The following is an 18,085-nucleotide window of genomic DNA, read 5'->3' as shown; positions in this document are numbered from 1 at the left end:
TGCGTCGTTGCTCCGGCTACATTGATGCATCAACTCCTGGTTTTTGTTTGCCGCTCAGGGGCCGGCGGCGTCTTGTCGCGGTAGCGGCATAGATCGTGGATCACGCAGCCCGGGCAATCCGGTTTGCGTGCCTTGCAGACGTAGCGTCCGTGCAGGATCAGCCAGTGATGCGCATCGTGCAGGAATTCGGACGGAATCACCTTGACCAACTTGTATTCGACCGCGCGTACGTCCTTGCCTGGCGCAAGACCGGTGCGGTTGGAGACGCGAAAGATATGCGTATCCACGGCCATGGCGGGCTCGCCGAAGGCGGTGTTGAGCACCACGTTTGCGGTCTTGCGGCCAACGCCGGGCAGCGCTTCCAGCGCGGCGCGATCATGCGGCACGTCGCCGCCATAGCGCTCCAGCAGGATGCGGCAGGTGGCGATGACGTTCTTGGCCTTGGCGTTGAACAAGCCGATGGTGGAGATATAGCGCTTCAGGCCTTCTTCGCCGAGATCGAGAATGTCGCGCGGGGTATTGGCCACCGGATATAGCTTACGGGTCGCCTTGTTGACGCCGACATCGGTGGCTTGCGCCGACAGCAGCACCGCGATCAATAACTCGAATGGGGTGGTGTACTCCAATTCGGTGGTGGGGTGCGGATTGAGTTCGCGCAGGCGCTCGAACATTTCCCGTATCTCGGGCTTGCGCATGCTGCCGCCACGACGCGCCGGCGCCGTTGCCTGAGGTATGTTCATGGCTGCGCTCCGCCAGCGGCTTTCGCCTTTGCGCGCGCCAGGATGGCAGCGGCCAGCGGCGGCAGTGCGGGCGTTGCCGGTTGGCTGGGTGCCGGGGCGGGCGCCCTGCGCGCGTCGCGTTCGGCAGCCCGGCGGTGCAGGCGCGCGGAGCGCGCGCGATAGCGTTCGCGCGCGGCCCAGGCGTCTCGTAGACGACGCTGCGCGCTTAGCAACGTGGCGCAGACCTGCGGGCAGTCGGCGTCCAGCGTACCGTGCTGCGGGTCGGGCAGATACGCCATCAAGCCGAGTGCCAGCGCACGATCCAGGTCGTCGGCCTGCACACAATCGAACAACAGCAGCGGCCATGGACGCGATTCCGGAATGAGGTCGAGCGTCATGGCGATATCAACGATTGCGGAACTGTGCAGGGCGTTTGTCGAGAAACGCGCGAGTGCCTTCGCGCATATCGTCAGTGGCGAATAACAACGCAAATTGCGCGGTTTCCAGCTGCAGACCTTCTTCGATGGCGCATTCGCCGCCGAACATCACCGCATCGAGAATGCCGCGCAGCGCCAGTGGCGCCGCGTTTGCCAGGCGTTGCGCAAGCGCCAGCGTCTCTTCGTGCAAGGCATCCGCTTCGACCACGCGATTGACCAGGCCCAGTTGCAGTGCGCGGGCTGCGTCGATCGGCAGGCCGAGCAGGCACAGTTCCAGCGCTGCGGCGCGACCGGTCAGACGCAGCAGGCGCTGCGTGCCGCCAAAGCCGGGGATCAGGCCGAGATTGATTTCCGGTTGCCCCAGGCGCGCTGTTGCTGCGGCGATGCGCAGGTGGCACGCCATCGCCAGCTCCAGGCCGCCGCCCAGCGCGAAGCCATTGATCATCGCGATCACCGGCTTGGGCATGCGTTCGATCCGGCGCATCAGCCGCTGGCCCACCAGCGAGAATGCGCGGCCCTGGATTGCCGACAGATCACTCATTTCCGCGATATCCGCACCCGCCACGAAGGCCTTGGGGCCGGCGCCGGTGAGAATCACGGCGCGTACATCGTCCGCAGCGGCTGCGTCTTGGAACGCCTGATCCAGCGCCTGCATGGTCGCCTGGCTCAAAGCGTTCAGTTTGTCCGGCCGATTGACGGTAATCGTCCGGATGCTGGCGTGATCGGCGATCAGAATGACGTGATTGGACATGTGAACCCTTGCGAACGTAAAAAAATAGTAAATACGGAACTTCCGAAAACCTTGCTGGTCCTAGCTTTCGCGATAAGTAGCGGTTCGGTATCGCGGCCGTTATCCTAGCGCGTCATCTCAGGCGGCAGACCCGTCCTGTGCCACCACCCTGGAGAATTGTTTGATGAAGTTGCGTTCTATCGCGGTCGCCGTGGCGGCCCTGGCCCTGACGGGCAATGCACTGGCCCAGGACACGACGTCCGAGAAGGGCAAGTTGAGCTATTACTTCGGCTACGACTACGGCAACAATCTTGCCGAGCTCACCGGCCGCGGCGAGCAGCTCGACATCAACTCGGTGGTAAAGGGTCTGCAGGACGCCTATGCCAAGAAGCAGCCGGCGATCACTGCCGACCAGCTGAAGCCGGCAGTTGAAGCGTTCCAGAAGCGCGAGCAGGGCCGTGCCCAGCAGGCCAAGGCCGAGTACGACAAGGCCGCTGCGGCCAACAAGACCAAGAGCGACGCGTTCCTGGCCAAGAACAAGAGCACCGCCGGCGTGCAGACGCTGCCGAGCGGCGTGCAGTACCGCGTGATCGAAGCCGGCAAGGGCGCCAAGCCGACCCAGGCCAGCACCGTGCAGCTGGAAGTGGCCGGTCCATTCCCGTTCGGCGACCGCGAGAAGGCACGTCCGGCGCAGCAGATCCCGGCCATCAAGGTCAGCGAGGTCGAAATGCAGGCCATGCGCGACACGCTGCTGCAAATGCCGGCCGGCTCGAAGTGGGAAGTGACCCTCCCGCCGGAAAAGGCCTACGGCGCCGATCCGCGTACCCCGTTCCCGCCGAACGTGGCTGTGCAGTTCGAGATCAAGCTGGTCAGCGTCAAGTAATTGCACGCGATGTTGCTGCGACAACGCCGGCCACCAGGCCGGCGTTGTCGTTTTTTGGTCTGGCGATTGTCTGAAGAGAGCGATGCAACAATGCAGCGGCCGCAGGACCAGCGATGAGCGGCAATGACGTCGCATCCGATGATGGTCCCGATTTCGCTGCCGGCCCTCTGCCAAGTCCGTGTATCGGTGTATGTTCGCTGGACGCGCAGTCGCACTGCGTCGGCTGTTTGCGCAGCCTGGATGAAATTGCACGCTGGATGAGCATGAGCGACGCCGAACGCCAGGACTATCTGCACACGGTGCTGCCCGCACGCGCGCTGACGGCACGCCTGCCCGAATACGCGCAGTTGAGGCGGGCGCTGTATCCGCTGGATACCGCGCCGGCCGGGCCGGGTTGGAACCATGCCGAGCTGATCGACCTGACCGACGGCGACGCGTCTGCCGAAGCGGCGGTGCTGTGCGGACTGGTGCCGCGGGAACAGGGAACGACGGTGTTGCTGACGCGGCGTACGGACAGCTTGCGCCATCACGCCGGGCAGGTCAGCTTCCCTGGCGGACGGATGGAGCCGTCCGATGCCGACGCCGCCGCTGCAGCGCTGCGCGAGAGTTGCGAAGAAATTGCGCTGGGGGCGCAGCAGGTGCATGCCATCGGATACCTGGATCCGTTTCTGACCGTCAGTGGATTTCGAGTGACGCCCGTGGTGGCGGTCATCGACCCGGGGTTCGTGGCGGTGCCGCAGCCGGATGAAGTGGCGGACGTCTTCGAAGTGCCGCTGGGCTATCTGATGGACCCGAACAATCTACGCAGTGTGGAACTGGAATTCCGCGGGCGCCCGCGGCGCGTGCTCGAATACGACTGGCCTGCCCACCGCATCTGGGGCGCTACCGCCGCCATTCTTCTCAATCTTCGTCGTCGCCTGGAGCAGGTTGCATGAGTGCCGATCCGAACTGGACCACGTTGGTCGATGCCGCCGTGCTGGCGGCCGCGTTGCAGCATCCGCAGCTGCGTCTGCTGGATGCGCGTGCCGCCCCACCGACCGCGCCAGACCCGCACGCAGCGCGCAAGGCGTACGCGCAGGGGCATCTGCCCGGCGCGCACTACGCCGATCTCGACCAAGACCTTGCAGATCTTTCGCGGCCGGCGCAGGGGCGGCACCCGTTGCCGCACAGCGCGGCATTCGCCAAACGTCTGGGCGAATGGGGCATCGATCCGCACACCCAGGTCGTTGTCTACGACGCGGCCGATGGCAGCATGGCGGCTGCGCGCGCGTGGTGGATGTTGCGACTGATGGGGCATGGCCGGGTGGCGGTGCTGGACGGCGGCTTGGCCGCTTGGCGTGCTGCCGGGTTTGCGGAAAGCACCGAGTCGCCTGCAGTGGGTGATGGCGCAGCGTATCCCGGCAGTTTCGATACCGCCGAGGTCGTGGATGCCGAGCAGATCGTGCAGCGACTGCAGCAGGCGCCGGGCTGGTTGCTGGACGCGCGGGCAGGCGAGCGTTTCCGTGGCGAAGTCGAGCCGATCGATCCGGTGGCCGGGCATGTGCCGGGTGCGGTGAATCGTCCGTTGGGGCTGAACCTGCGTGATGGTCGCTTCAAACCAGCTGCCGAACTGCGCGCCCAGTTGTCCGCGTTGCTGGGTGCGTACCGGCCCGAGCAGGCGGTGGTGATGTGCGGGTCGGGTGTCACGGCATGCCATCTGTTGCTGGCATTGGAAGTGGCCGGGTTATCAGGAGCGCGCGTCTACGCCGGTTCCTGGAGCGGTTGGCTGCAAGACGCCTCGCGGCCGGTCGCGACCGGCGCCTGATTGCAGGCACAATGGCGGCAGGAACGGTGACCTGTGGGGACGCGGGTTCGCTGCGCGGAGCGCAGTTTCTTGCAGTGCTGGGTGAGCCATGCGGTTGCAGTTACGGGTTGGCGCGCTGTGCGTCGCGGTGTGGACGTTGGCTGCCTGTTCGGCGGAGTCGTCCGCCGATGTCAGCGATAGGCCTGCTGCCGGTCATCGAAATGCGGCGCAGCACGATGTGTACCAGGTCGCGCTGGAACAAGCGCGTGCGGAGCGGCTGAGGCAGCTGCGTGCGCCCGACGGGTGGTTGAGCTATACCGGTTCGGGGCGCGTGCGCGCCGGCCAGTACCGTGTGGGCAGCGACCCGCATAGCGATATCGTCCTGCCTGCCGGCCCTGCGCAGCTGGGGCAACTGACGTTGGATGCTGCAGGGCAGGTGCGCTTTCGCGCAGATGCCGCCGCGTCGGTGGCGCTCGATGGGCAGCGCGTCGATGAGGTGCGCCTGGAACCGGAGCGGGCAGGGCAGCGCGGCGACCGGCTGGACGTGGGTGGCCGGCAGTTCTATCTGGTGCAGACCGGCGCCTTGTACGGCTGGCGCTTCCGCGACCCGGCAGCGCCGGCGCTGACGCAGTTCGACGGGCTGGACTATTTCCCGACCGATCCGCAGTGGCGCATCCAGGCGCAGTGGCAACCCTATCCAACGCCGCGCACGACGACCTTGCTGACGTCGATCGGCACGCCGCTCACCGTGCAGGTGCCGGGAGAAGCGGTGTTCTCGCGCGATGGCCGCCAATACCGCTTGCGGCCGCTGCTGCAGGAAGATGGCAAGGGCCTGTTCTTCCTGTTCGCCGACCGCACCAGCGGCAAGGAAAGTTATGGCGGCGCGCGTTATCTGTTTGCCGCGTTGCCCCGCGATGGTCAGGTGGTCCTCGATTTCAATCTGGCCGAAAATCCGCCATGCGCGCTGACGCCCCATGTGGTCTGCCCCATCGCGCCGCCTGAAAACCGGTTGGACGTGGCAGTCAATGCCGGCGAGAAGACCTACCGTGCGACCGAACGTTGAGCGTGCTGCAACGGGTTGACGGTGCGCGAAGGAAGATGTTTTTCGGGTCATCAAAGCATCCGAGAGCTATCACGTGCGTGTTCTGCAGGCGACGCTGTCTTTCGACGGCAAGATTGGCGCGCATGTTGAACCGCTTCTCGTCGATGTCGGCGCCGTCGGGCGCTACCGGGCATGACCGACGTAACGCAGCGAGTCGCCCACCGGCGGCGGCAGACGTGCATGAGCCGGAGTGTTGGCGGGTAGCCGCCGATTCCGCGCCCGTCACGCCGGTGCGGTGGTTGGGCAGCATCTTTTTGTGGCCGCTCCAGATGGACCGGCAAACACCTGTCGGATGCAGGCGTCGTCCGGTTTCTACAACTGCCTCCTAACGTGGCGTGTGCGACCAGCTCACCGCCGCTTCGATACGTGACCACGGAAACAACGGTCCGGGGTCGAGCTTGCGTTGAATCTTGCGCGACGGGTCGTCGCTGGCCGCTTCCTGGGTGGTATCCAGGGCCTGATGGCCGGCGATGCGCCGCACCGACGGCAACTGCTGCTGGAGCCATTGCAACAAGGTGATCAGCGCCGCGATCTGTGCTTCGGGATACGGTTCGGTCATCTCCTGATACCGCGAATCCAGCCAGTGTGGATAACGGCCGCGGTTGACCAGTTCGATGCCCAGCGTATGCGGGTTGTGCCCGCGCACATGATGCGCAACGCGCTCCAGGGCGACGTATTGCTGGATGCTGCCGCTGCGATCGAGGTAGTAATGCCCGCTGTTCCCGGTGCCGCTGTCATAAAGCACGCGTTCGCCGTATTCGCGCGCCATCGCCATGTCCGGCAATTCGGTGCAATGGATGACCACCATGTCGATCTGGGTGAGCGCGCGCCTGGCCAACCGCGATTCGTAGGATAACGGCGCGTAGGTGATTGGCGGCGACGGCAAGACGGCATCGGACATGGAGCGGATGCTAGCATTGTCCGATGGCTTTGAATCCCGACAGCCCCCTGGGCAAATTGATGGCGACGCTGCCGCAGACCGGTCAGGTCACCTGGATCGGCGTGCGTCCGGCGCGCGACGTGGCGATGCTGGAGGTGGACGCGGCGCAGGTCACCACCGGTATTGGCCTTGTGGGAGACCGCTACAAGGGCGGCAGCGGCAAGCGTGGCGTGACCCTGATCCAGGCCGAGCATCTGCCGGTGATCGCGGCGTTGTCAGGACACGCGACCATCGCGCCGACGACGCTACGGCGCAATCTGGTGGTGTCCGGCATTCCGTTGGTCGCGTTGAAAGGGCGGCGATTCCGGATCGGTGAAATTGAACTGGAAGGCACCGACCCGTGCGACCCGTGTTCGCGCATGGAAGATGCCCTGGGCGCAGGCGGCTACAACGCCATGCGCGGCCACGGTGGGCTGTGCGCACGCGTCCTGCGCGGCGGCGTGCTGCGCATCGGCGATACGGTGCAGGCGCTATGAGTCGCGGCCATTGCATCCTCTCGCACGGCTTCGAAAGCGGCCCGGACGCCTTGAAAGTCACCGCGCTGGCCAACGTGGCCGAGCAGTTGGGCTGGACCCACGAACGCCCGGATTACACCGACCTGGATGCACGCCGCGAGGTGAGTACGCTGGGCGACGTGCGAGGCCGGCTGCAGCGCCTGCTGGAAATCGCGCAGGCGGCGGCCGAGAAGGGGCCGGTGGTGCTGGTCGGCTCCAGCCTGGGCTCGTATATCGCCGGGATGGTGTCGTTGCAGGTGCCCACCCGCGGCCTGTTTCTGATGGTGCCGCCGACCAAGATGGGCCCGATGCCGGCGCTGGACGCCGCACCGGTGCCGATCTCGATCGTGCATGCCTGGCGCGACGAACTGATTCCGGCTGCCGACGTGATCGCCTGGGCGCAGGCCCGGCATGCGCGCCTGCTGCTGGTCGACGACGACCATCGCCTTGCCTTGCACGTCGACGCGTCGGCACGCGCATTCGCAGAGTTATTGCAGAGCCTGTGATGCGGACTGTTCCCAGCCACGGCTGCGTGTGGTGCCACCGATGAACGTGTTGATCCGCGAAGCCACCGAAGGCGACGTCGCCGCCATCGAACTGCTGACCATGGTGGCCTTCATGCGCGCCGAACGCAGCCGGCATGACGAGCACCAGGTGATTGCAGGATTGCGTCAGGACGGCGCACTGGCGTTGTCGTTGGTGGCCGGCCACGACGGCTATGTGGTCGGGCATCTGGCCGTCTCGCCGGTGGCGCTGTCCGACGATTCGCCCGGCTGGTTCGCGCTTGGCCCGCTGGCCGTGGGGCCCGGCCACCAACGGCAAGGTCTGGGCGCGCGGTTGGTGCAGGCAGCGCTCGCCACGTTGCGCGAGCGCGGCGCCGCAGGCTGCCTGGCGCTGGGCGAGCCGGCGTTTTTCCGGCGCCTGGGTTTCGCGGTCGAACCTGGCTTGGTGTTGCCCGAGGTGCCTGCATCGGAACTGCAAGCCCTGGCATTCGGCGACCGGCTGCTGCCGCTGGCCGATGTGTCTTACCACCCGGCGTTCGGGCTGGGTTGAGCGCGAGCTGCGTTCGCCCGGCCTGTTGCGCCGGTGTCGCAGCCGGTGCGGCGGGTTAGACTGGGCACACTTGACCTTTTTGGGATTGGTCCGATGCGCCATTGATGCCGCCGTCGAGATGACGGCCTTACCCGCTGCTGGTCCGGTTGGATCGGCGCGTGTGCTGGCATGCAATGGAGACCGGTATGCCCTGTCCGTCGCTGACGCTGGAACGCGTTGCGTATGTGCTGCCCGATGGCAGCCCACTGTTTTCCGATCTGAACATCCATATCGACCAACGCGCTACCGGCCTGGTCGGGCGCAATGGCGTGGGCAAGAGCGTACTTGCGCGCCTGCTGGCCGGTGAGCTGCTCCCCAGTGCCGGGCGGTGCGTGCGCAGTGGCAGCGTGCACTACCTGCCGCAACGGGTGAGCGTGGCGACGGGGCAGCGCATTGCCGACCTGGCTGGTGTCGCGCCGCTGCTGGATGCGTTGGACCGCATTGCCGCTGGCAGTGCTGCGCCGGCCGATTTCGAACGCGTTGGGGAGCGCTGGACGGCCCATGCGCAATTTGCTGCCGAACTGGAACGGCAAGGCCTGGGTGGACGCGATCCGCATGCACCGGCCGCGCAACTGAGCGGCGGCGAAGCGATGCGCGTGGCGCTTGCCGGTGCGTTTGTGAGCCAGCCGGATGTTCTGATTCTGGACGAGCCCAGCAATCACCTGGATGGTCCGCAACGCCAGCGGCTGATGGATCGATTGCTGGCCTGGAGCGGCGGCTTGCTGGTGATCAGCCACGACCGCGGCGTGCTCGAGGCGATGCAGCGCATCCTGGACTTGTCCGCGCACGGGCTGCGCAGCTACGGCGGAAATTACGGATTCTATGCGCAGCAGCGCGCCAGCGAGCAGCGGGCCGCCAGCGATCTGCTGGCCCAGCGCAAACATGCACGCGCACGCGGCGAGCAGGTGTTGCGCGAGCAGCTGCAGCGTCAACAGCACCGCCAGGCACGCGGCGCGCGTGCTGCGGGGCAGGCCAATCAGGCCGCGATCCTGCTTGGCGGGCAGAAGCAGCGCAGCCAAGTCAGCGCAGGCCGACTGCAACAGCAACGTCAGGCCGAGCAGGCGCGGCTGAGCGAAGCGGTGGTGCAGGCTGCAGCGCAGGTGGAAGTCGATCCGGCGATCGCTGCGTTGGCGCCGACCTTGCCTGCCAACACGCCGCGGCGGCTGGCGACGCGGCGGCAGGTGGAAGTGGCGGACGCGCGGCTGGGCGGGCGACGCGTGGACCTGCTGCTGCAGGGGCGGTCGCGGATTGGTCTGGTTGGTCCGAACGGCAGCGGCAAGTCCGCCTTGCTCCAATTGCTGGCTGGGCGCCTGCAGCCAAGCGCAGGGCATTGCCAGGTGCACGTGCCGGTGGCGTATCTGGATCAGGACCTGGGGCTGCTGGACCCGGCGCGCTCGGCCGCTGCGCAACTGCAGGAGGCAAACCCGGGTGCGCCAGCCCACGTGCAGCGGCTGCGCCTGGCGCTGCTGGGGCTGGACCAGACGCGTGCCGACCTGCCCTGCGGCCAGCTCAGCGGCGGCCAGCGGCTCAAGGCTGCGCTGGTCTGCGCGCTGTACCGGGCGCGGCCGGCGCACCTGCTGTTGCTGGACGAGCCCACCAACCACCTGGATCTGGCCTCGGTGGAAGCGATCGAGGCGCTGCTGCACGACCACCAGGGGGCGCTGATCGTCGCCTCGCATGATGCGGCCTTCTTGCAACGGTTGGGTCTGCAGCAGCGCCTGGACACCGCGCAGGCGCAGTGGCGGCTGGCGCCGTGGTGAACCGTGCAGTGTGCGACGCTGGCGCCGGGCTGGTAATGCCGGTCGCGATGGCCGACCATTTGCGGCCCGTCCACGGCGGCCGCGGCATTGCCCACCAGGGAGCCGGCCCGCCGTCCTGCTTTCACGCTCGCCGCCGCGGCCAGCGTCTTTATCGATACCTGCCTACGTGAAATTCTTCGCATCCTGCGCCAAGGGCCTGGAATACCTGCTTGCCGACGAGCTGCTTGCGTTCGGTGCCAGCAAGGCCACTGCCACTATTTCCGGCGTCAACGTCGAAGGCGAACTGCGCGATGCGCAGCGCGCCGTGCTGTGGTCGCGCCTGGCCAGCCGCGTGCTGTGGCCGCTGACCGAGTTCGATTGCCCGGACGAAGACGCGCTGTACGCCGGCGTGGCCGAACTGCCATGGGACGCGCATCTGTCGGTGGGGCATACGCTGTCGGTGGACGCGCATGTGTCCGGGACCGCCATCACCCACGCCCGCTACGCGGCGCAGCGCATCAAGGACGCGGTGGTCGACACCATGCGCCGGCAGGGGCTGGAGCGCCCGTCGGTGGACGTGGAAAACCCGGACCTGCGCCTGAACCTGTCGCTGCGCAAGGGCCGCGCCACCATTTCGGTGGACCTGGGCGGCGGCCCGCTGCATCGTCGCGGCTGGCGCATGGCGCAGAACGAGGCGCCGTTGAAGGAAAATCTGGCCGCAGCGGTACTGATGCGCGGCGGCTGGCCGCGCGCCTATGCCGATGGCGGCGGTCTACTCGACCCGATGTGCGGCAGCGGCACGCTGCTGATCGAAGGCGCGCTGATGGCCGCCGACGTCGCGCCCGGTCTGCAGCGCTACGGCAGCGATGTGCCCAGCCGCTGGCGCGGTTTCGACCGCGACCGCTGGCAGCAGCTGGTCGGTGAGGCGCGCGAACGCGATAGGGTCGGCCGCGCTGCGCTCAAGCAGGTGATCCATGGCAGCGATATGGACCCGCACGCCATCCGCGCTGCGAAAGAGAATGCGCAAGTGGCCGGCGTGGCCGAGGCGATCTGGTTCGGCGTGCGCGAGGTCGGTGAATTGCAGACCCCGCCGCAGGCCACCGGCGTGGTGGTGTGCAACCCGCCCTACGACGAGCGCCTGGCCGCCGATGCGGCGCTGTATCGCCGCCTGGGCGACACCTTGCAGCGCGTCGCGCCGCAGTGGCGTGCCAGCCTGCTGTGCGGCAATGCCGAGCTGGCGTATGCCACCGGCCTGCGCGCGGGCAAGAAATACCAGCTGTTCAACGGCGCGATTGAATGCGCGTTGATCGTCTGCGACCCGATTGCAGTGCCGCGGCGTACCCCGCTGGCGGCACCAACCGCGCTCAGCGAGGGCGCGCAGATGGTGGCCAACCGGCTGCGCAAGAATCTGCAGAAATTCAAGAAGTGGCGCGCACGCGAAGGCATCGAATGTTTCCGCGCCTACGACGCCGACCTGCCGGAATATTCCGCCGCCATCGACGTGTACCAGCAGGCCGATGGCGACCGGCGCATCTTCCTGCATGTGCAGGAATACGCAGCGCCGGCGACGATTCCCGAGGCCGATGTGCGTCGTCGCCTCAACGAATTGCTGGCCGCCGCACGCGAGGTCTTCGAGGTACCGGCCGAGCGCGTGGCGCTCAAGTCGCGCGAACGCGGCAAGGGCGGCAGCAAGTACGGCCGCTTCGAGCAACGCAACGAAATCGTCCACGTGCGCGAACACGGCGCGTTGCTGCGCGTGAACCTGTTCGATTATCTGGATACCGGGCTGTTCCTGGACCATCGCCCGCTGCGCGGCACCATGGCGCAGCAGTGCAGGGGGCGCCGTTTCCTCAACCTGTTCTGCTACACCGGTGTGGCCAGCGTGGAAGCGGCGGTGGCCGGTGCGGCCTCCACCACCAGCGTGGATCTGTCTGCAACGTACCTGCAGTGGTGCGCCGATAATCTTGCGTTGAACGGGCTGGCCGGCAGCAAGCACAAACTGGTGCAGGCCGATGCGTTGGCCTGGCTGGAAGCCGAGCGTGCGCACTTCGATGTGATCTTCTGCGACCCACCGACCTTCTCCAATTCTGCGCGCGCGGAAGATTTCGATATCCAGCGCGAGCACGTGCGTCTGTTGCGCGCGGCCGTGGCACGGTTGGCGCCGGGGGGGGTGTTGTATTTCTCCAATAACTTCCGTCGCTTCAAGCTGGACGAGGAAGGGGTGGCGGAGTTCGCGCAGTGCGAAGAAATCAGCCCCCGCACCATCGACCCGGATTTCGAGCGGCATGCGCGCATCCATCGCGCCTGGCGGTTGACGGCCTGAGCTCGGGTCGGTTGCGTCCGTCGGCGGGCCGGCATGGCCCGCAGGCGCCAGCAGACGCAGTTGCCAGGATGCCATGCGTGCAGGCGCGGGAGCGGTGCTTGCGACGACGCAACTGCTGCCGTGCAGGTGGGTGAGGGTGGGACATGATCGCAACGGACCCACAACAAGCCCAGCACGGGGCTGCGGTATGCTGATTCGCATGCTCTGGAGTCAACGATGACCGCACCACCCCGCATCGCTTTTCTTGCCAGCCCCGCCGAGCCGGCGGTTGCTGCGCGCGCGCGCCTCACGCAGCGCTATGGCGACCATGCGCTGGACAGCGCCGACATCGTCTGTGCGCTGGGCGGCGATGGGTTCATGCTGCAAACGCTGCACCGGCATGGCGCCTCCGACAAGCCGGTGTTCGGCATGAAGCTGGGCTCGGTCGGCTTTTTGATGAACCAGTACCGCGACAACGAGGACGACCTGCTCGAGCGCCTGCAGCGCGCCGAGCCGGCGTATCTGCGGCCGCTGGAAATGCAGGTGCAGACCGAGTCCGGGGCCAGTGCCGGCTCGCTGGCCTACAACGAGGTCTCGCTGTTGCGGCAGACCCGGCAGGCCGCGCATCTCAGCATTGATCTCAACGGCCAGACCCGCATCGCCGAGCTGATCGGCGATGGCGTGATGGTGGCCACGCCGGCCGGCAGCACGGCGTACAACTATTCCGCGCACGGGCCGATCCTGCCGCTGGGCTCGCATACGTTGGCGCTGACGCCGATCGCACCGTATCGTCCGCGACGCTGGCGCGGCGCCATCCTCAAGGCAGATACCGAAGTGCGCTTTCGCGTGCTCGACCCGTACAAGCGCCCGGTCAGCGTCACCGCCGACTCGCACGAAATTCGCGACGTGGTCGAAGTGACCATCCGCGAATCCGCGCAGCGCCAGGTCACGTTGTTGTTCGATCCCGAACACAATCTCGAAGAGCGCATCTTCAGCGAGCAGTTTGCGGTGTGAAAGGCGGGGATCTGGGATTCGAGATTCGGGATTGGCAACGGCAGCAGCGTGCCACGTCGTCTTTAGAATCGCGCGCACGCGCTACGATGCTGCGCGGAGGGGCGATCAAATCCCGACCTCCAGTTCCTGCTTTAAACCAACCCCGAATCCCGAATCCCCGCCCCAATGACCGATAACTCCCCCAGGCTCCTGACCGTCGCGGTGACCTCGCGCGCCCTGTTCGATCTCGAAGAAGGCCATGCGCTGTTCGAGGCCGACGGAGTGGAGGCGTATTCGGCGTTCCAGCGCGAGCATGAGGACGACATCCTGCAACCTGGCGTTGCGTTCCCGGTGGTGCGCAAGCTGCTGGCGCTCAATCACGATGTGCCCGAGGACGCGCCGCGGGTGGAAGTCATCCTGCTGTCACGCAATTCCGCCGATACCGGTCTGCGCATCTTCAACTCGATCCAGCATTACAACCTGGGCATCGTGCGTGCCACCTTCACCTCGGGCGAGCCGACCTGGCCCTACGTCAAGCCATTCGGGACCGATCTGTTCCTGTCGGCCAATCCGGAATCGGTGCGCCGTGCGCTGAGCCATGGCATCGCGGCGGCGACCATCATGCCGCGCGCACTGGGCGAACGCGCCGAGGCCGCCGCGGCAATCGTGGACAACGACGAAAGCCGGCTGTCAACGCAGCTGCGGATCGCCTTCGATGGCGATGCGGTGATCTTCGGCGACGAGAGCGAACGTATCTCGCGCGAGCAGGGCGTGGAGGCCTTCGGTCGTCACGAGCGCGAACGCGCGCGCGAGCCGTTGTCGGTGGGGCCGTTCCGTAATTTCCTTTCGGCGCTGCATACCTTGCAGGCGGCCTTTCCGCCCGGCCAGGCCTCGCCGATCCGCACGGCGCTGGTCACCGCGCGCTCGGCCCCGGCGCATGAGCGGGTGATCCGCACGTTGCGCGAGTGGGGCGTGCGTCTGGACGAGGCGCTGTTCCTTGGCGGGCGTCACAAGGGCCCGTTCCTTCAGGCGTTTGGTGCGGATATCTTCTTCGACGACTCGCAGCACAACATCGACAGTGCCCGCCAGCATCAGCATGTGGCCGCCGGCCATGTGCCGCACGGCGTGGCCAACGAAGGGTAAGGCGAAGGCGGCTACGTCGCTCAACCGGCATCATGACGCCGGCGACATCTCCAACTGGAGGTCCACCACCTTCCAGCGCAACCCCTGTGGTTCCAGCACCACCTTCAGTGGTGGTTCGCCGGGGGCGCGTTCGACGTCGATCACGAAGCGGTCCAGTGCCTCGAAGCGGTGTTTGGCGTTTTTCAGCGGTCGTGCTGGCTCGGTGGGGCCGAAGGGATCGCCGCCCTGCAGTTCATTGCGGCCGCGCTTCCACAGCACATGCCCCTGCAACAGTGCACCGATGCCGATCGGCGTCACCAGCGTATCCACCGCTGCACCACCGAGTTGGTTCCCCAGGCCATACAGCAACGTGCCCCACGGACTGGCGGCGAGGTCTGGACCGGCTTGCCGCACCAGATAATCGTTGAGCTGGGCGCGCAGGCTGCTGCGCACACGCGGGAAGTCGACATAACGTCCCAGTGCAGCGGTGTCGCGTTGCTCGATGGCCTTGGACAGGCCATGCATGGTCATGTAAGGCCCGCCGAACCACCACGCAGTGACGGTCAGCAGGAAAGCGATGAGGACGCCGATGGCTTTTTTCATGCCGCCAGACTGCCGCAATCGCGGCCGCGACAGGTGAAGATCAGTGACTGGGGGAGCCGAGGCCATCGCCGACTGCAGCGCGTTGTAGTCCAGTAGCACCCCATCGAAGACGTCAGGATTGGCGATCATCCAGCGCAGGGTCGATGCCGAATGCGTATTGATGCCGGTGTGGCGGATCAGGCCGCGTTCGCGCAGGCGCTGCACAGCCAGCAGCAGGTCGTCGTTGATGTCGTGCTCGCTGGCGCCATGTGGCTGGTAGATGTCGAGATAGTCCAAGCCAAGATTGCGCAGCGATGCTTGGCAACTGGCCGTGATCGCTGCGACAGAGAAGTCACGCTGTTGCGCACCACTGGCACCGGCCTGGCCGGTCAACGTACCGCCCTTGCTGGACACGACAAGCGAATCCCGCGAACGCTGCGCCAGCAGGGGGCGCAGGATCCGTCGCAGGCGCGGTTGCGCACATGGAAGGCGGAGTAGTGGTGGCCGGTATCGAGCAGGTTCACGCCCTGCGCCAGCGCGTGCTCGACCACCCGTGCGGCGGCGCCTTCGTCGAAGCGCCGGTGGCCCCAAGAGCCGGAACATCCCTAACCGATCGGCGAGACCAATAGCCTGGTGCGGCCCAGCGTCCGGCGCTGCTGGCCTAGCGGTAGATCCTGTGTCATCAAAATTCCAGGTCCAAGGCCGCGCACAGGTAATCGACGAACGGCGCCAGGATCACCAGGTCCGCCTCGATGGTCTGGCGCAGTCGCGGCCCGGTCATGATGCTGTCGTCCAGGTGACGCAGATACGCCCAGTTGCGGTGCTTGAGATCGTCGATGAACTCAAAATCGTTGGGGAAGCCGCGCGGTGCCCGCACCAGTTTTTCGCTGTCGTCCAGGCTGAATTTGCGCAGCAATTTCGGGTTATGCGCAGCGGCCTTCCAGCTGCCGGGGTTGTCGAAAATGAACTGGCGCAGCTTGCGTTGCGTGTCCGGCTCCGGATGCCACAGGCCGGCGCCGACAAAACTTTCGCCGGGCTGCAGATGGAGATAGAACGATGGCGCCGGCATCTGGCGGCGGCGCTCATGGAACAGGCGCGCGCCTTGCCAGTTCTTGTACGGCGACTTGTCGTTGGAAAACCGCGCATCGCGATAGATGCGGAACAGCGAGCCGCCCTGGGTCTTGGGATCGGCGCGATAGTGCTCGCTGACCTGAGCCAGTGCAGGCTGCAGATCGGTGATCAGCTGCAGGAACGGCTGGCGCACATGCGCTTCATACTGATGCCGATGGTCGTTGAACCAGGTCTTGTCGTTGTGGCGGGCCAGGGCGCGCAGGAACTTGAAGCTGGCGTCGGAAAAGTAGGTGGTCATAGCGTGCGTTGGAGGTCCGAACCCCAGGCGGCGAGCTGGTCGAGTAGGGCTTGCTTGGTAGCATCGTCGGGGTGAGCACCCCGTAAATCAGCGATCTGCGCGTGGTATTGCTCCAGGGTGACTTCGCCCAGGTCGCGGTCTTGGAGCAGGCGCTGGCGGCGATACACGTTCCAGCGCTCCTGTTCCTCGAACGAGAGTGTCTGCGGCCAGTTGCGCGCGCGGTAGCGAAACAGCAGCTCGATCAGGCGCGGATCGCGAAAGCGCGCTTCCAGCGCGCCCAGTTCGTCCGGCGCGCTGGCGCGGACCTGCGCAAGCAGGCGTTTGTCGCCTTCGGCCAGAAAGCCATCGTAGAGCGAGGCGTCGGCATCGTTGACCACCGCGGCCGCGGCGCGTTCGCTGCCGTAGACCTGGCGCACCTTCTCGGCAAGTTCAGGGCCCAATGCGCGCAACCGTGCCGCCTTGGCCACTACCGCGTCGTGATCCACACCCAGGCGCTCGAAATCCGCAGCGCGCAGATGCTGCCAGGCTACCAGCGCGGGCGACTTGTTCAGATGCACTTCCTTTAGCGGGATACGCTGTTCGCCTTCCGGCAAATCCGCGGCGCGGATATACAGGCGGTCTGCAATATCGTCGGGGCTGAGCCGCAACAGCACCTCCGGGTCGCCCTCCAGATCGAATACGATCACGCGGCTGTCGATGCGCGGGTGGCGCGTCAGCGGCAGTACCGCCGCAGCGCAAAGGCGCGAGGCAGGGTAACGCTGCGAAACATGCAGCACCGGTTGCATCGCAATGACATCCAGCAAGGTGGCCGCAAAGCGCTTGTCGCGCAGGCGCAACGCGTAGTCCCACAACTTCGGCTGGTGCTGCTGAAATTTGCGCGCCATGCCGATGGTGGCGTACACGTCCGACAAGGCTTCGTGCGCATCGCCTTCGCGCACATCGTTGGCATCGGCCAGGTGCTCCAGCTTGAACGAGGTGGCGCCATCTTCGCGCTGTGGCCAGACGATGCCGTGCGGGCGCAGCGCGTGTACCAGTCGCAGCACATCCAGCAAATCCCAGCGGGAATTGCCGCCACGCCACTCGCGCTCGTACGGGTCGTAGAAATTGCGGAACAGGCCGCAGCGGATGAATTCGTCGTCGAAGCGGATCGAGTTGTAGCCCAGCGTGCAGGTCTGCGGTCGGCCCATCTGTTCGGCGATGCGTGCGAACGCCTCCGCCTCGGTGACGCCCTCGCGCAGCGCGTGCTGCGGGGTAATGCCGGTCACCATGGTGGCGTAGGGCGAGGGCAGCAGATCGTCGGCCGGCTGCACGAAAAAGCTGATGGGCTCTTCGATCACGCGCAGTTGCGCGTCGGTGCGCACTGCAGCGAACTGTGCAATGCGGGTGCGGCGTGGATCCTGGCCGAAGGTTTCCAGGTCGTAGAAGAGAAAGCTGTCAGGCATGCGGGTACGACATCCAGATGCGCGGCGCACGGCGTATGTGCTGCCGGTGTCGTCTAGTATCCCCCATCGCGGCAACGTCACGCGAAGAGCAGCTAACAAAACGACTGCGCAGCCGCCAGGCGGGTGCGGCCGGTGCTCGGAATCGGCATGTACCACTCGTACACTGCGGTTCTGAGCGCGCCGTCCGCGCCCACCTGACGGCTCTCGCTACGTTTTGTCAGCCGCTCTAAGAACCTGTTCACGATCTTCTGAGTAATAGCGCCAAGAAGGCCAAATGGATGAACTGCAGGCTGGTGTTGAGTTTGCGCTCGCAGTTCTTCCATAGCCTTCGGTTCTTCTCCAGCCAAGCAAAACTA

Annotated in this window: 19 protein-coding genes, 1 other RNA gene and 2 pseudogenes; 13 read left to right on the top strand and 9 right to left on the bottom strand. The window is 66.1% G+C overall.

Translation table 11 applies throughout. The annotated features are described in order from the left end of the window. Positions 1-29 precede the first annotated feature (29 nt). Genes nth through F7R02_RS13000 form a run of 3 tightly spaced genes read right to left on the bottom strand, consistent with a single transcriptional unit; the run spans position 30 to position 1,907 of the window. Positions 30-740 carry an endonuclease III gene (gene nth, locus F7R02_RS13010; RefSeq protein ID WP_078590551.1) on the bottom strand — a complete coding sequence of 237 codons (711 nt, stop codon included), beginning with the start codon at positions 738-740 and terminating at the stop codon, positions 30-32. After that, the gene (locus F7R02_RS13005; RefSeq protein WP_039578024.1) at positions 737-1,117 is read right to left on the bottom strand and encodes a hypothetical protein; all 381 of its coding nucleotides are present in this window, start codon (positions 1,115-1,117) and stop codon (positions 737-739) included. The genes nth and F7R02_RS13005 overlap by 4 nt, the downstream gene beginning before the upstream one ends. Before the next feature lie 7 nt (positions 1,118-1,124). Then, on the bottom strand, positions 1,125-1,907 hold the full coding sequence (locus F7R02_RS13000) for an enoyl-CoA hydratase/isomerase family protein (protein ID WP_078590549.1): 783 nt from the start codon (positions 1,905-1,907) through the stop codon (positions 1,125-1,127). A 163-nt stretch (positions 1,908-2,070) separates the two neighbouring features. Here F7R02_RS13000 and F7R02_RS12995 point away from each other — a divergent pair, with 163 nt between their 5' ends. The 4 genes from F7R02_RS12995 (at position 2,071) to F7R02_RS12980 (ending at position 5,615) form a co-directional block, all read left to right on the top strand. Then, positions 2,071-2,769 (top strand): FKBP-type peptidyl-prolyl cis-trans isomerase, encoded by a 699-nt coding sequence (locus tag F7R02_RS12995; protein WP_004429231.1) that lies wholly within the window; start codon positions 2,071-2,073, stop codon positions 2,767-2,769. A 113-nt stretch (positions 2,770-2,882) separates the two neighbouring features. Beyond that, positions 2,883-3,704, top strand: a complete 822-nt coding sequence (locus F7R02_RS12990; protein ID WP_078590547.1) for a CoA pyrophosphatase — start codon at positions 2,883-2,885, stop codon at positions 3,702-3,704. Then, entirely contained in the window at positions 3,701-4,573 is an 873-nt protein-coding gene (locus tag F7R02_RS12985; protein ID WP_078590545.1) for a sulfurtransferase, read from the top strand. The genes F7R02_RS12990 and F7R02_RS12985 overlap by 4 nt, the downstream gene beginning before the upstream one ends. Positions 4,574-4,661: 88 nt before the next feature. Then, positions 4,662-5,615: a DUF1684 domain-containing protein gene (locus F7R02_RS12980; protein WP_059028868.1), complete on the top strand. Its 954-nt coding sequence runs from the start codon at positions 4,662-4,664 to the stop codon at positions 5,613-5,615. Positions 5,616-5,979: 364 nt separating this feature from the next. On the opposite strand, the gene F7R02_RS12975 is transcribed toward F7R02_RS12980, so the two are convergent. Continuing rightward, positions 5,980-6,555 carry an N-acetylmuramoyl-L-alanine amidase gene (locus F7R02_RS12975; protein WP_078590543.1) on the bottom strand — a complete coding sequence of 192 codons (576 nt, stop codon included), beginning with the start codon at positions 6,553-6,555 and terminating at the stop codon, positions 5,980-5,982. Between the two features lie 23 nt (positions 6,556-6,578). On the opposite strand from F7R02_RS12975, the gene F7R02_RS12970 reads away from it, so the two are divergent. The 8 genes from F7R02_RS12970 (at position 6,579) to F7R02_RS12935 (ending at position 14,357) form a co-directional block, all read left to right on the top strand. Continuing rightward, positions 6,579-7,070 (top strand): MOSC domain-containing protein, encoded by a 492-nt coding sequence (locus F7R02_RS12970; RefSeq protein ID WP_078590541.1) that lies wholly within the window; start codon positions 6,579-6,581, stop codon positions 7,068-7,070. Further along, positions 7,067-7,594 carry an alpha/beta hydrolase gene (locus F7R02_RS12965; protein ID WP_078590540.1) on the top strand — a complete coding sequence of 176 codons (528 nt, stop codon included), beginning with the start codon at positions 7,067-7,069 and terminating at the stop codon, positions 7,592-7,594. Before F7R02_RS12970 ends, F7R02_RS12965 begins: the two co-directional genes overlap by 4 nt. A gap of 40 nt (positions 7,595-7,634) precedes the next feature. Continuing rightward, positions 7,635-8,141, top strand: a complete 507-nt coding sequence (locus tag F7R02_RS12960; protein WP_078590538.1) for a GNAT family N-acetyltransferase — start codon at positions 7,635-7,637, stop codon at positions 8,139-8,141. Between the two features lie 185 nt (positions 8,142-8,326). Beyond that, a complete protein-coding gene (locus F7R02_RS12955) occupies positions 8,327-9,940 on the top strand; it encodes an ABC-F family ATP-binding cassette domain-containing protein (RefSeq protein WP_078590583.1) in 1,614 nt (537 codons plus the stop codon). After that, positions 9,919-10,110, top strand: coding sequence for a hypothetical protein (locus F7R02_RS12950; protein WP_078514592.1), 192 nt, complete (start codon positions 9,919-9,921; stop codon positions 10,108-10,110). Before F7R02_RS12955 ends, F7R02_RS12950 begins: the two co-directional genes overlap by 22 nt. Further along, on the top strand, positions 10,107-12,242 hold the full coding sequence (rlmKL, locus tag F7R02_RS12945; protein ID WP_078590536.1) for a bifunctional 23S rRNA (guanine(2069)-N(7))-methyltransferase RlmK/23S rRNA (guanine(2445)-N(2))-methyltransferase RlmL: 2,136 nt from the start codon (positions 10,107-10,109) through the stop codon (positions 12,240-12,242). Before F7R02_RS12950 ends, rlmKL begins: the two co-directional genes overlap by 4 nt. A gap of 216 nt (positions 12,243-12,458) precedes the next feature. Next, positions 12,459-13,235 carry an NAD kinase gene (locus tag F7R02_RS12940; RefSeq protein WP_003485927.1) on the top strand — a complete coding sequence of 259 codons (777 nt, stop codon included), beginning with the start codon at positions 12,459-12,461 and terminating at the stop codon, positions 13,233-13,235. Positions 13,236-13,400: 165 nt separating this feature from the next. Then, on the top strand, positions 13,401-14,357 hold the full coding sequence (locus F7R02_RS12935; protein ID WP_005919764.1) for a 5'-nucleotidase: 957 nt from the start codon (positions 13,401-13,403) through the stop codon (positions 14,355-14,357). A 30-nt stretch (positions 14,358-14,387) separates the two neighbouring features. On the opposite strand, the gene F7R02_RS12930 is transcribed toward F7R02_RS12935, so the two are convergent. From F7R02_RS12930 to sbcB, 4 genes and pseudogenes are all read right to left on the bottom strand, one after another. Then, the gene (locus F7R02_RS12930; protein WP_139371040.1) at positions 14,388-14,939 is read right to left on the bottom strand and encodes a DUF2939 domain-containing protein; all 552 of its coding nucleotides are present in this window, start codon (positions 14,937-14,939) and stop codon (positions 14,388-14,390) included. Between the two features lie 72 nt (positions 14,940-15,011). Continuing rightward, positions 15,012-15,601: pseudogene (locus F7R02_RS12925) on the bottom strand (aldo/keto reductase); the annotation flags it as partial. Then, positions 15,601-16,287 carry a DUF2461 domain-containing protein gene (locus F7R02_RS12920; protein WP_003485919.1) on the bottom strand — a complete coding sequence of 229 codons (687 nt, stop codon included), beginning with the start codon at positions 16,285-16,287 and terminating at the stop codon, positions 15,601-15,603. The pseudogene F7R02_RS12925 and the gene F7R02_RS12920, both read right to left, overlap by 1 nt. Beyond that, complete coding sequence (gene sbcB / locus F7R02_RS12915) at positions 16,284-17,729, bottom strand: exodeoxyribonuclease I (RefSeq protein ID WP_078590534.1); 1,446 nt, start codon at positions 17,727-17,729, stop codon at positions 16,284-16,286. The genes F7R02_RS12920 and sbcB overlap by 4 nt, the downstream gene beginning before the upstream one ends. A 147-nt stretch (positions 17,730-17,876) precedes the next feature. On the opposite strand from sbcB, the gene F7R02_RS12910 reads away from it, so the two are divergent. Further along, positions 17,877-17,952: non-coding RNA, sX9 sRNA (locus F7R02_RS12910), on the top strand. 15 nt (positions 17,953-17,967) lie between these two features. On the opposite strand, the pseudogene F7R02_RS12905 reads toward F7R02_RS12910, so the two are convergent. After that, positions 17,968-18,085: pseudogene (locus F7R02_RS12905) on the bottom strand (IS5/IS1182 family transposase); the annotation flags it as partial.

The sequence above is a fragment of the Xanthomonas cissicola genome (assembly GCF_008801575.1).
Lineage (GTDB): Bacteria > Pseudomonadota > Gammaproteobacteria > Xanthomonadales > Xanthomonadaceae > Xanthomonas > Xanthomonas cissicola.
This window is presented reverse-complemented; position numbering and strand designations above follow the sequence as displayed.